The organism is Sphingopyxis sp. (assembly GCF_965279725.1).
GTDB lineage: Bacteria > Pseudomonadota > Alphaproteobacteria > Sphingomonadales > Sphingomonadaceae > Sphingopyxis.
Map to the genome: position 1 here is coordinate 309,578 of NZ_CBDIIL010000003.1, position 12,511 is coordinate 322,088.

11 protein-coding genes are annotated in these 12,511 nt (G+C 62.9%); 7 read left to right on the top strand and 4 right to left on the bottom strand.

The window, feature by feature from the left end; genetic code table 11:
* Positions 1–19 precede the first annotated feature (19 nt).
* Positions 20–1,222, top strand: coding sequence for a serine palmitoyltransferase (gene spt, locus ACQY6T_RS10285; RefSeq protein ID WP_428630689.1), 1,203 nt, complete (start codon positions 20–22; stop codon positions 1,220–1,222).
* 102 nt (positions 1,223–1,324) lie between these two features.
* Positions 1,325–3,298, top strand: coding sequence for an ATP-binding protein (locus tag ACQY6T_RS10290; RefSeq protein ID WP_428630690.1), 1,974 nt, complete (start codon positions 1,325–1,327; stop codon positions 3,296–3,298).
* 44 nt (positions 3,299–3,342) lie between these two features.
* Here ACQY6T_RS10290 and ACQY6T_RS10295 read toward each other — a convergent pair whose 3' ends face one another.
* Genes ACQY6T_RS10295 through ACQY6T_RS10305 form a run of 3 tightly spaced genes read right to left on the bottom strand, consistent with a single transcriptional unit; the run spans position 3,343 to position 5,771 of the window.
* The gene (locus ACQY6T_RS10295; RefSeq protein ID WP_428630691.1) at positions 3,343–4,263 is read right to left on the bottom strand and encodes a hypothetical protein; all 921 of its coding nucleotides are present in this window, start codon (positions 4,261–4,263) and stop codon (positions 3,343–3,345) included.
* Positions 4,264–4,273: 10 nt separating this feature from the next.
* Positions 4,274–5,248 (bottom strand): diacylglycerol/lipid kinase family protein, encoded by a 975-nt coding sequence (locus ACQY6T_RS10300; RefSeq protein WP_428630692.1) that lies wholly within the window; start codon positions 5,246–5,248, stop codon positions 4,274–4,276.
* Positions 5,249–5,255: 7 nt separating this feature from the next.
* Complete coding sequence (locus tag ACQY6T_RS10305) at positions 5,256–5,771, bottom strand: DUF2141 domain-containing protein (RefSeq protein WP_428630693.1); 516 nt, start codon at positions 5,769–5,771, stop codon at positions 5,256–5,258.
* Between the two features lie 134 nt (positions 5,772–5,905).
* Between ACQY6T_RS10305 and lptF the strand changes: the two genes are divergently transcribed.
* The 3 genes from lptF to ACQY6T_RS10320 are packed head-to-tail and all read left to right on the top strand — an operon-like array spanning position 5,906 to position 8,582.
* Positions 5,906–7,126, top strand: coding sequence for an LPS export ABC transporter permease LptF (lptF, locus tag ACQY6T_RS10310; RefSeq protein ID WP_428630694.1), 1,221 nt, complete (start codon positions 5,906–5,908; stop codon positions 7,124–7,126).
* Positions 7,127–8,224, top strand: coding sequence for an LPS export ABC transporter permease LptG (lptG, locus tag ACQY6T_RS10315; RefSeq protein WP_428630695.1), 1,098 nt, complete (start codon positions 7,127–7,129; stop codon positions 8,222–8,224).
* A 4-nt stretch (positions 8,225–8,228) separates the two neighbouring features.
* Positions 8,229–8,582, top strand: coding sequence for a hypothetical protein (locus ACQY6T_RS10320; protein ID WP_428630696.1), 354 nt, complete (start codon positions 8,229–8,231; stop codon positions 8,580–8,582).
* A 39-nt stretch (positions 8,583–8,621) separates the two neighbouring features.
* Here the strand turns inward: ACQY6T_RS10320 and ACQY6T_RS10325 are convergent, their stop codons facing one another.
* Positions 8,622–9,728: a fatty acid desaturase family protein gene (locus ACQY6T_RS10325; protein ID WP_428630697.1), complete on the bottom strand. Its 1,107-nt coding sequence runs from the start codon at positions 9,726–9,728 to the stop codon at positions 8,622–8,624.
* 117 nt (positions 9,729–9,845) lie between these two features.
* Here ACQY6T_RS10325 and ACQY6T_RS10330 point away from each other — a divergent pair, with 117 nt between their 5' ends.
* Together ACQY6T_RS10330 and ACQY6T_RS10335 are read left to right on the top strand one after the other, a co-directional pair.
* Complete coding sequence (locus tag ACQY6T_RS10330) at positions 9,846–11,012, top strand: N-acetyltransferase (RefSeq protein ID WP_428630698.1); 1,167 nt, start codon at positions 9,846–9,848, stop codon at positions 11,010–11,012.
* 64 nt (positions 11,013–11,076) lie between these two features.
* Complete coding sequence (locus ACQY6T_RS10335; RefSeq protein ID WP_428630699.1) at positions 11,077–12,510, top strand: DUF1800 domain-containing protein; 1,434 nt, start codon at positions 11,077–11,079, stop codon at positions 12,508–12,510.
* Position 12,511 lies beyond the last annotated feature (1 nt).

Genomic DNA, 12,511 nt, shown 5'->3' on the forward strand with positions numbered 1-12,511 from the left:
CGGATTTGGGACACAGAATATGACCGATCTCTTCTCGAAATTCGATCCGCTGATCCAGCAGCGCGAGGACCTGCTCGCGACCGGGGTCACCGATCCGTATAATCTGGTGATGGAGAAAGTCGTCTCGCCGACCGTCGCGATCTGCAACGGGCGCGAGACGATCCTGCTCGGCACTTACAACTATATGGGCATGACATTCGATCCGGACGTCATCGCCGCGGGCAAGGACGCGCTCGACAAATTCGGGGCCGGCACCACCGGCAGTCGCGTCCTCAACGGCACCTATCAGGGCCACAAGGAGTGCGAAGAGGCGCTCAAGGAATTTTACGCCATGGATCATGCCATGGTGTTTTCAACGGGTTATCAGGCGAACCTGGGCATCATCAGCACGATCGCCGGCAAGGGCGACTATGTCATCCTCGACATCGACAGCCACGCGTCGATTTATGACGGCTGCGCGATGGGCAATGCCGAGATCGTCGCCTTTCGCCACAACGACGTCGAAGCGCTCGAAAAGCGGTTGAAGCGCCTGCCACCCGAGGCCGGCAAACTGGTGGTGCTAGAAGGCGTCTATTCGATGCTCGGCGACGTCGCGCCGCTCAAAGAAATGATCCGCGTTTCCAAGGAAAATGGCGCGATGATCCTCGTCGACGAAGCCCATTCGATGGGCTTCATCGGCGAACATGGCCGCGGCGTTGCCGAGGCGCAGGGCGTGCTGGACGACGTCGACTTCATCATCGGCACTTTTTCGAAGAGCGTCGGGACGGTCGGCGGGTTCTGCGTGTCGAACCATCCGAAGTTCGAGATATTGCGGCTCGTCTGCCGCCCCTATGTGTTCACCGCCTCGCTGCCGCCCAGCGTTGTCGCGACCGCGGCAACCAGCATCCGCAAACTGATGCACGGATCGAACAAGCGCGCGCATCTGTGGGAAAATTCGAAGGTGCTGCACAAGGGATTGCGCGATCTCGGTTTCACCCTCGGCACCGACGAACCCCAGTCGGCGATCATCGCGGTGATCATGCCCGACCTGGAAAAGGGTGCGATGATGTGGGAAGCGCTGCTCGAGGAAGGGCTCTACGTCAACCTCGCCCGCCCGCCCGCGACCCCCGCTGGCATGACGTTACTGCGCTGCTCGCTGTGCGCCGAACATACGATCGAGCAGGTCGGCGAAATTCTGGGCCGCTTCGAGCGCGCGGGCAAGCGCATCGGGATCATCGCGTAAATCAAGCGGGTCCGCCGACCAGCGGATTCCTTTTTACGCCGAGTTGAAGTTTCGCAGATTTCCGCGCTTTGCTGCACTGCGCTTGTCCGGTAAGACCGGCGCGTGTTCGAGCGGGATGGCGATACGGAAACCGAGACCCGGCAAGAGCGGTTACGCTTCTGGCTGACGATCGGCATGGCGACGATGCTGACCGGTATCGTCGGGGCGCTTGTCCTGCTGCTCGCGCGCGCCAGCGACAATTATGACCAATCGCTCGGCTGGCAAACGCAGAGTCTGGAAGTGATTTCGCAGACCCGCTCGCTCGACGCCGCACTCGCCCGCGCCGAAGCCGCGCTCGGCCGATTTGCGGTAGGGCTGCAAAAGGAAGACGGCCGCGTCTATGAACAGCAATGGGGGCTAGCCCGGCAATATCTGATGCGGCTCGATCGCAGCGTTCGCGACAACGCCGCACAATCCAAGCTGGTCGATAGCTTAACTACCGAGATGGACAGCCGCGGTCGCCAGCTCGGCGATGCTGCGCTCAGCGCCAATTATAATCAAACCATTGCCGCCATCTCGAAATATCACGCTGCCGGGCACGATGCCGGTCTCGGCCGCATCGATCGCCTCCTGACCCAGATTATCGCCAACGAACGGGCGCTGCTGCGCGACCGTAATCGAACCGCGGCCGACGATCGGGCGAGCCTGAAACAAGCCATATTGTTGTTCACGTTGCTGGGCGCGGCGATCGCTGCGGTGGCTATCGGCACGACCTTCTCCTTTGTGCGCGCCGAAGCCGAGCGCCGTGTCGCGCGGCGCGAGCAAGCGGCGGAGAGCGAGCGCGCGACGCAGCTGGAGGAAGCGGTCGAAGCGCGCACCGTGGAACTCGAACGCGCCAATATCGCACTGCGCAGCGAAATGACCGAGCGCGAAGCCGCCGAAGCACAGCTGCGTCAGGCGCAGAAGATGGAGGCGGTGGGCCAGCTGACCGGCGGCATCGCCCATGATTTTAACAACATGCTTGCCGTCGTTGTCGGGGGTCTCGAACTCGCCCAGCGATGGCTGCCGGATGCGCCCGAAAAGGCCGAGCGCCATCTGACCAACGCGCTCGACGGTGCCAATCGTGCCGCGGACCTGACACGGCGCCTGCTGACCTTTGCCCGTTCCGAACCGGCGCGTCCCGAAATGACCGCCATCGACGCCTGCATCGCAAGTTTTTCCGAGCTGATCGCGCGAACAATTGGCGACCGCATCGCGCTGACGCTTGATCTGCAGGCCGATAGTCTCGCCTGCTGGCTCGATCGGCAACAGTTTGAGAACGCGCTGCTCAATCTCGCGGTCAATGCGCGCGATGCAATGGACGGCCATGGCTCGCTGACGATCCGCACCTTGGACGATGGCGATCAGAAGGCGATGGCGGTGCAGGTGATCGACACCGGATGCGGCATGGCGCCCGATGTGCTCGAACGCGTATTCGATCCTTTTTATACCACCAAACCCGCGGGCCAGGGAACCGGACTGGGGATGAGCCAGGTCTTTGCCTTTTGCCGCCAGTCGGGCGGCGAGGTGCAGATTGCGTCGACCGAAGGCGAAGGCACCAGCGTCGCGATGCTGTTGCCCGTGGCCAAGTTCCAGACGGACCGGATCGCCGAGCCGGTTGCCGGTCCCACCGATGGCGCAGCGGCACCCGGCGAGGCGCTGAGCATCCTGGTGGTCGAGGACGACGAACGCGTCCTCACCGCGACGGTGGATGCCGTCAGCGAATTGGGCCACACCGCGATCGCTTGCGGCAACCCGCTCGACGCCGAGGCGCTGGTGGAGGGGCGGCTGGCCGCAGGTCAGGGCGGTTTCGACCTGATTTTGAGCGACGTATTGATGCCCGAACTGACTGGTCCGGAAATGGTCGCCAGGCTCAAACAGCGTTGGCCCGACCTGTCGGTGCTGTTCGTCACGGGCTATGCCGGAGATGCGAGCGAAGTGGCCAGCTTCGGCGACCATGATGTGCTGCGCAAACCCTTCACGCTCACGGCGCTCGAACAGGCGATCCGGCGTTGCGGCGACGCGCGGTCGGCCGAGGGCCATCGGCTGGCGGGTTAATCATCCTTCGTCATTCCCGCGAAAGCCGGCACGACGTTTGTTGTTTACCGGATCGCTCCGCTCTTCATCAGCCGCGGGACCAGCGACAGCGCGGCGACGAGGGGCCAGCGGCGCTGCCACGGCTTGATCTCGATCTTCGTCCCCGCGTGGCGATTGATCTTCCACGCCAGATAATCGATCCCGCCGGCGTAGGTCAGGCTGGCTTTGGCGAGCCGGGCGATGCTGAGCATCTTGCCGCGGCGACGCATTTGGCCCCACCGCCGGCGCGCCGCGTCGGGATGGAGCGCGTTCGGAACTTCGCCGGTCGGCCCGACGCCCCGGCGCTTTGCGATTTCCGCCAGCGTTGCCAAAGCGAAACGCGCATAGCGGTCTGCATCGGCATCGACGATCGACAGCGACCGCCCCTTGCGTTCGGCGCGCAGCTCCGCACGATAGGTGTACACAAAACCGGCGCGCCAGATGTCGATCGGGTCCGCCGATTGATCCGGCGCCATGGTGGGCATCGTCAATTCGAACAGCGTGACCGGCGCTTCCGCAACCGCGGCGACCACACGGTCGGCGGCCACATGATCGACCGACCAGACCAGACGGCTCGGCTGAGCGAAGCGCGCCCACACCGACACGTTCGATGCCTCGCCGCTGTTGAGCAGCGCGAAGTCTTTTTCGCTGAGCACGGCATATTTGGCGATCAGTCCGCCGTGCTGGAACGGAAACACATTCGGGGGGATCAGCCGGTTTGCTACCGCCATCCACCGTTTGGGATAGGCATCGCCATAATCCGACACGATCAGGTAGAAATCAAGCATCAGCCCATCAAGCTGCGTCTCGCGCAAGCAGCTGCCATAAAAAAGAACCGCGCGTGCACTACCGGGATATTGCGCGGCGATCGCTTGTGCCATCGCCGTGACGCGCGGCTCGGTCGGGGTCGCAAGTTCGGTGCGGACCAGATCGATCAGGTCGGTCACGGGTGAACGTTCAGGCAGCGAGGCGCAGGAACGGAACCGGCTGCGTCGAGGTCAGGATGATCGGCATCCCGTTCATGGCCTGGAAAATTTCGCCATCCAGGATGACATTCGACCGGTTGCCTTCGATACGAATCTCGTCGCCCTGCTGGAAATGCACCCCGTTGAGCTGATTTTGCCCCAGCGTACCGCGCCAGGTCGCCCCGAGCATGCGCGCCAGTGCGCCAAAGCCGCGTTCGACGGCGAGCAATTTCATCTGCCCGCTCTGTCCTGCGCTGTCGTTGGTGCGGATGCTGAGCAGCAATTTTTCCAGCGTCGTCACGATCAGCAGCGAGAATTTGCCTTTGAACTCGCCCTGACGGATCAGCGACACCGTCATCGCCTCGGGCTTGGGCGGCAAGCGCCCACCGCCGAGGCCGAACATCATCGCGAACAGCCCGAGAATCGCCGCCAGGAAATGCGAGACGCCATTGGGCAGGCCGAGCGGATAGATGCGGTTACGGCAATAGAGCATCACATCGGCCAAATAGGCGCCGCCCAGAAACATGCCGAGCACCGGGCGCGCTTCGCCGCCGCTGTCGAGCGAGATCAGCTGGCGCTGGATCACATGATCTTCCAACTGGCCCGATTCGACCAGCTCGATCACGCGCTGCAACGCCTTGATCGGATCGCCCGCGGCGCCCAGGTCGAGCGCGATCAAATTGGTCTTGCCGTTTGGCAACACCGCGACCGGCGGCGGCGAACCGCCGAAATGGCCGCCCGAATACAGCTCGGTGAGCGCAGCCTGCACCGTGCCGTCGCCGCCATTGACGACGACAACACGCGGGCTGACCATCGCGATGGTCCGGATCGCTTCGCCGATCTGATCGACGTCCTCGACCTCGTAATGAAAGATGTCGGGATGCGCCGCGCAATATTCGCGAACCCGCGGCAACAAGGCACGGTTGCCGGTCGAACGCGGATTGGAAAGAAGCGCGACGCTCGCCATATAGTCCCTATTCGACCGGGTCGAACGAAAGGCCGTTGACGTAGTTCAGCACGACCGGGACGCGCTTGGTGGCGCCGCCGACCGCAAAACTGACTGTCGCCAATTTGGGCTTCCGCTTGAAGATGAAATCGCTGACTTTCATATCGGGGTTACCCGACAGTCCGGCGCCGTCGCTGCGGTCCGACTTGCCATTGCCGTTCATGTCGTGCCGCACCGAAACGACATAGCTGCCCTGCTGTTTGACGGGCACACAAACCGACACGGTACCGGCGCGCGACACGGGTACGTCGACCCGCTCGATCCATTTGCGTTTTTCCAGATAGCTGCTGTTCGCGCTGTAAATCTGCACCCGGACGGTCCCTGTGCGCTGTTTGAAACCGCGCACATCGACCTGAACGGCGGTTGCATTGCTGTTGCACAGCGCTGCCGCCGGCCCCAGCGCCGCACCCTGCGCCGCAACGGGCGCGATCAGCGCTCCGGCAGCACCCGCGGCGAGTATGCCGGCGAGAAAAATTTTCGACATGACCTCAATACCTCCAGAGGTTATAGCCACGCCAGCGAACGCAAATATCAGTCGCTGGCACGGGTTCCTGTCGCCCTTGCATCGGCATATCGGAACCATTTGCGGCCAAATCATGGTGATGGGGCGACGAAAGATTGAATAAGCTGCCTGCCATCGACCGCTACATTGCGCGTCTCATCTTCTTTCCCATGCTGGGCACGCTGGTTCTGTCGGCGATGCTGCTGGTGCTGGAGAAGATGCTGCGCCTGTTCGACTTCGTCGCGACCGAAGGCGGCCCGGTCAGCGTCGTCTGGCGCATGCTGGCCAATCTGATCCCCGAATATCTTTCGCTCGGCATTCCGATCGGGCTGATGCTGGGAATATTGCTGGCGTTCCGCAAGCTTGCGACGACGAGCGAACTTGATGTGCTCAAGGGCGTCGGGATGAGCTTTGGGCGGCTGATGCGCATACCCTTTGCCTTTGCGATCGCGCTGGCGGCGCTCAATCTGGCGATCGTCGGCTTCATCCAGCCGGTTGCGCGCTATGCTTATGAAGGCTTGCAGTTCGAACTGCGCTCCGGCGCGCTCGGCGCGTCGATCAAGGTCGGCGAGTTCAACAAATTGGGCGACCGCATGACGCTGCGGATCGAGCAAAGCTATGAGGACGGGCGCAGCTTGCGCGGCATTTTCGTGCGCGGTGACAATAAGGACGGCCAGCGTGTATCGGCGACCGCGGCGCGCGGGCAGTTCCTGGCCACCGACGATCCCGACACGATCATCCTGCGGCTGTCGCAAGGCGTGCTGATCCACGAATCACCCAAATTTTCGGTCCCGCGCGTCCTGACTTTCGACAATCACGACCTGCCGATCCCGCTGCCCAAGATCGAGGCGTTCCGGACCCGCGGCGGCGCTGACCGCGAAATGACGATCCCCGAACTTTTCGTCGCGGGGAAGGATCAGCGGCAATCGGAGCAAACCCGGCTGGAATCGCGCGCGAATTTCCACTTTCGCATTGTCGAAGTGATGTCGATGTTTCTGATTCCGCTGATCGCGATCGCGCTCGCGATTCCGCCCAAACGATCGACCTCGTCGCTCGGGGTATTCCTGTCGATCGTGCTGCTGGTGACCCAGCACAAGATCAACCAATATGCCGAGGATATGGGGGCGCGCGGGATCATCGATCCGGTCATCGCCTTATGGGTGCCGTTCCTGCTGTTCGCGGCGCTGGCGATCTGGATGTATTATGTCGTCGCGCATGTTCCGGGCGGCCAGCCGATCGGCGCGCTGGAGCGCGTCGCAGCCAAGGCGGCGCAAAAGATTCGCGGCCTGATGAAGCTGTTCCAGCGCAAGCCGCGGACGGTGGAGAGTTTGACCTAAATGCACCAGCTCCACTTTTTCCCGTCGCGCACGATGGCAATGTATGTCGGCCGCCTGTTCCTCATCCGCTCCTTTTCGATCCTGTTCGCGCTGGTGCTGATCCTGCAAACGCTCGATCTGCTCGGCGAAAGCGGCAAGATCCTGGGTGTCGCGGGGAACAGCGATTCGGATGTGTGGCGCTATGTCGGCATGCGGCTGCCGCAGATTATCGAGACGTTCTTGCCCTTTTCGGTGCTGCTCGGCACGATCCTCACGCTGATCACGCTTAACCAAAACAGCGAAGTCGTCGCGATGAAGGCGTCGGGCATGTCGGCGCATCAGGTGCTGGCGCCGCTGTTCCTCGCCGCGCTGCTCGTCGCCGGGATCAGCTTTGCCTTTAACGAACGCATCGTCACCCGCTCGACCGCCGCGCTCAGCGCGTGGCAAAAGGTCGAATATGCGAAAGTCCCCAAGGACAGCGGGGTCCGCAGCAACATCTGGGTTCGCGACGGCGACGACCTGATCAACGCGACGACGGTCGAGACCGGCGGGCCGACCATCATCCTGCGCGGCGTGACGATCTATGAGCGAACCGGCGGGGTGTTGTCGTCGATGCTGTCGGCGGCCAGCGCGCGGTCGGTCAAGGGCGGCTGGGAGCTGACCGATGCCAAGCGATTCCTGCGCCGATCGGGGACGGTCGAGTCGCTGGGTACGATCGTTGCGGCCAAGAACGTGCGTCCCGACCAGTTCACGCTGGCGCAGGTCGACGGCGACGAACTGCCCTTCCTCCAGCTGCAATCGGCGATCAGCGACCTCGAGGCCGCCGGGCGGCCGGTCAACGCGCTGAAAGGCGTGCTGTGGCACAAGATTTCGGGGCCGCTGTCGGCGATTTTGATGCCGCTGCTCGGCGCCGTCGCGGCGTTCGGGCTGGCGCGTTCGGGCAAGCTGTTCATCCGCGCAATCCTCGGCATGGGCCTCGGCTTCGCCTATTTCGTCGCCGACAATTTCGCCCTCGCGATGGGCGATTTGGGCGCCTACTCGCCCTTCCTCGCCGCGTGGGGACCATTCATATTGTTTGCGCTGATCGGTGAGATGATCTTGATCCGGACCGAGGAATAAGGCCGTGTCCGGTTCGGACAAACGGACTGTAAACTTCGCTCAAGCCGTGGTGCTGGCGTCCGGCCTTTTGCTTACTTCATGTGGTGATGCCCCGCCGCCCGACGCAACGCATTGGCGGATTGCGGTCAGCGGGAGCCCATCATGCCTCGGTGATTTGACACGAGAAATGGCGGCGGCACGAATAGAGGTCGCGCGCTTTCCAGAATGGAAAGACGGCGATGGCGTCATGGAATTTGGCCCCATTTCCAAGGACAGGATCGAAGATTTGAATGCCATTGTTCGCGCATCGGGATGCGCGGCGGTCACAGGAAAACGCCCGAGCTGCTCAACAGATCACTCGGACATTCGCGTCTGTTAGTCACCATAAAGAAGACACTACGGGCAGCCTTCTCTAATTTCAGACGGCAGCACCCCGCGCCGAACCCGCAACCAGGTTCATCACCAGCTTCGGCAGGCTGTCGTAGTTCGCGCCATGATATTGCGAATCCCCGGGCAGCGCGTCCTTCAAGCGGCGGTGTGCCTCGCCCAGCGAATGGTAGGGCACACCCGGTAGAAGATGGTGCAGCGCGTGATAGCGCAGCCCGACCGGCGCCCACAGCTCGGGCAGCAGGCCCGGCGGCGGGACGTTGACGCTGTCGAGGAACTGGCCGGTGACGGTCAATACTTCGCCGTCGTTTTCCCACAGATGCGCCACGAGCGTGCGGATCTGGTTGAGCACCAGCGTCGCCGCGGCGATGGCGCCGAAGATCAGCAGCGCGCGCAGCGGCACCCAGCCGAACACGCCCGCGGCGATCAGCAGGCTCGACCACGCACAGGCGCCGCCTTCCTGCCACGCCCACATGCGGCGAAACGCGCCGTCGGGCGCCTTGCGGCGGAACAGCGGGTTGATGATCATCCCCGAATAGCGTTCGACGACGATCCGGCGCAGCGGCGGGATCAGGAACGACAGCGGGGTCAGCACCGCATAGCGGAACAGCAACGCGAGCGGCGCAAAGGCCGCGGCGACCACGAACAGCGGCACCGTCCACGGCTTCATCAGCGCGAGCGGCAGATATTCGGGATCCTCGACCGTGCCATATTTGGTGCGGTTGTGGTGCAGACTGTGGATGCCCTCATACATATAGGACGGAATCAGCAGTGGCACGCCGACGACCAAATTCCAGCCGAAGCGAAAGCCCGGCAGCGCGTTTTTGCGGATATGGGTGAGTTCGTGAATGAAGCTGCCGGCGCGATAGAGCGCGAGGATCGCGACCAAAGCGGCGGCCAGCGCCCACCCAATCGTCGGCGCCAAAATTGCGCCCGCAACACCGGCATAGCCGATGAAAGCAGACGCCAGAAAATCGGTCCAATAGATGCGTGGCGACGGCGTCACGAGGTCGCGCGTCAGCTCCGACGCCGCGCGGATCATCGCCATATCGTCAGCGATCGCCGACTTTGGCGTCTTTACCACGGTCGGCGCGAAGGGAGTCGCGACCCGATCGGCGGGGGGATTGATCGTCATCATAACGCTTCCAAAACCATAGTTTCATGGCAGCAAAATGGCCAAATGCGGGTCGCCACTGCCACCGCAATGCCGTAATGCCTCGTCACAAATATAGGTCAGCCAATTCAGGAAACCAGTATGAGCGGACATTCGGACGGCCCGATCACCATCCACCCGGTTAAGGACAAGAACGACACGCGCGAGTTTGTCGAGCTAGCCTTTCGCCTCAATCGCGGCGATCCGGCGTGGGTGCCGCCGCTAAAGGGCGAGGTTTACAGCCTGCTCACCCCGGGCAAGAATCCGTGGTTCGAGCATGGCAAGGCCCAGCTGTTCCTCGCGCGCCGCAGTGGCCGCACCGTCGGGCGCATTTCGGCGCATATCGACGAACTCGCGCTGGCCCAGCCGGTCGACCAAGGGATGGGGCCAGGAACCGGCAATTGGGGCCTGCTTGAAGCCGAGGATGAGGAAACGACGCGCGCGCTGCTCGCGGCCGCCGAAGATTGGTTGCGCGCGCAGGGCATGCACCGATCGCTCGGCCCACTGTCGATTTCGGTGTGGGACGAACCCGGGCTGTTGATCGAAGGTTTCGACAACCGGCCAACGGTGATGATGGGACACAACAGCCCCCTCTATCGCGGCTGGGTCGAAGGCACCGGATACCGGCCGATCAAGCAGCTGATCAACTATGATACCTATGTCAAAGACGGCTTTTCCCCACTGGTGAACCGTATTGTTGCCGCCGGCGAAAAGAATGCGCGCATCCGCGTTCGCAAGGTCAACAAGAAAAATTTCGATGCCGAAGCCGCGCTGATCATGGGTCTGCTCAACGATGCGTGGTCGGACAATTGGGGGTTCGTGCCGCTGACCGACAGCGAAATCGCCTTCGTCGGCAAAAAATTGAAGACGATCGTCTTCGCAGATCTCGTCCGTGTCGCCGAACTCGACGGCGAGGCTGTCGCTTTCATCATCGTGCTGCCGAACATCAACGAATTGCTGATCGACATGGACGGCTCGCTGTTGCCGTTCAATTGGGCCAAGCTGCTCTGGTGGCTCCACAAGCCAAAGAGCCGCACCCTGCGCGTGCCGTTGATGGGGGTCGCCAAAAAGCTGCAGAACAGCCGCATGGCGAGCACCCTCGCCTTCATGATGATCGAACTGATCCGCCGCGACGCGGTGCGCGATTATGGCACCGAGCGCGGCGACATCGGCTGGGTGCTCGACGACAATCAGGGGATGAACGCCGTCGCCGAAGCAATCGATGCGAAGGTCAACCGAGTGTATCAGATCTACGACAAAATGCTCTGATCACTGGGACAGCTTTGCGACAAAATAGGGCCATCGTGCGTTGGGGGCACGGAAAGGCATTGTTATGGCGATCCAATATCTTGCCGCGAGCCGCTTTGGCCTCGGACGCCGGTATGACGACCCCGCAGTCACCGACGCGCAGGGCTGGCTGACGCGCCAGCTTGGCGATTACGACCCGGCACCCGCAGCGATCGCGGCGCTCGCCGGCCGCGAGACGATCGCGGCGGCCTATATCGAATATCGCGAGGATCGGCAGGCAATGCGCCGCGACGCGGCCGCCATGCCGATGAGCAGCGAAGAACAACAAGGCATGGACCCCGAGATGCGGCGCTTATTGCGCTCTGCAATCCGGCAGCACTATGCCGACGCCACCGCGGCGCGCTTGTCGGCAGCCGTCGCGACGCCAACCCCCTTCCCCGAACGGCTGGTCCATTTCTGGGCCAATCATTTCGCGGTGTCGGCCGACAAACAGACCGTGATCGGCTTTGTCGGCAATTATGAGAATGAAGCGATCCGGCCCAATATCATGGGCAAATTTTCCGATCTGTTGATCGCTGCGGCGCGCCACCCCGCAATGCTGCTCTATCTCGACCAAGCGCAGAGCTTTGGCCCCGAAAGCCCCGTCGCGACGCGGGTCCGGGGTCGCGGCAAAGGCAATGCGCCTGGGCTGAACGAGAATCTGGCGCGCGAGATCATGGAACTGCACACGCTCGGCGTGCGCACGGGCTATACGCAGGCCGACGTCACCAGCTTTGCCAAAGCGCTCACCGGGCTGACCGTCGCCGGGCTCGGCCGCGGCGTCGGCCAGCGGTTGATGCCCGCCAACGCCCGCGCGGGCGAGACGGTGTTTATCGACCAGCTCCACGAACCCGGGACGCAGACAATCCTTGGCAAAAACTATGCCGCTGAGGGGGCGCAACAGGCCGACGCGGTGCTGCGCGACCTCGCCGTCCACCCTGCAACCGCCAAACATATCGCGGGCAAGCTGGCGCGCCATTTCACCGGCGACGAACCGCCCGCTGCGCTGGTCGACCGGCTAGCGAGCGACTTCTTCAAGACCGGCGGCGACCTGCCCTCGCTCTATCGCACCCTTGTCGCGTCGCCCGAACCATGGGCCGATGGCCCGGGCATGTTTAAATCGCCGTGGGACTGGACCGTGTCGATGCTTCGCGCGCTCAAAGTCCCCGCGCTTGGCGAAAAGCAGAATATCGCTGCGATGTTCACCCAGCTCGGCCAGCCGATATGGCGACCGGGATCGCCCGCAGGCTATGACGACAAAGTCGCGACCTGGGCCGGGTCGGCGGCGCTGATGCAGCGCGTTGAACTTGCCAGTCGTATCGCGGGCCGGATCGGCGACCGCGCCGACGCCCGCCAGCTTGCCCCGCTCATCCTCGCCGACGCGCTCACCCCCGACACCGGCCAAGCGATCGCGCGCGCCGACAGCCCGGGCCAAGGGCTCGCCATGCTGTTCGCCAGCCCGACCTTTTTGCGGAGATAGA

Bases quoted from the DNA above. Each gene is read 5' to 3' on its own strand.
- spt (WP_428630689.1), top strand. From the start codon at position 20: ATGACCGATCTCTTCTCGAAATTCGATCCGCTGATCCAGCAGCGCGAG.
- ACQY6T_RS10305 (WP_428630693.1), bottom strand. From the start codon at position 5,771: ATGTCGAAAATTTTTCTCGCCGGCATACTCGCCGCGGGTGCTGCCGGA.
- ACQY6T_RS10335 (WP_428630699.1), top strand. From the start codon at position 11,077: ATGGCGATCCAATATCTTGCCGCGAGCCGCTTTGGCCTCGGACGCCGG.
- ACQY6T_RS10330 (WP_428630698.1), top strand. From the start codon at position 9,846: ATGAGCGGACATTCGGACGGCCCGATCACCATCCACCCGGTTAAGGAC.
- ACQY6T_RS10325 (WP_428630697.1), bottom strand. From the start codon at position 9,728: ATGATGACGATCAATCCCCCCGCCGATCGGGTCGCGACTCCCTTCGCG.
- lptG (WP_428630695.1), top strand. From the start codon at position 7,127: ATGCACCAGCTCCACTTTTTCCCGTCGCGCACGATGGCAATGTATGTC.
- ACQY6T_RS10300 (WP_428630692.1), bottom strand. From the start codon at position 5,248: ATGGCGAGCGTCGCGCTTCTTTCCAATCCGCGTTCGACCGGCAACCGT.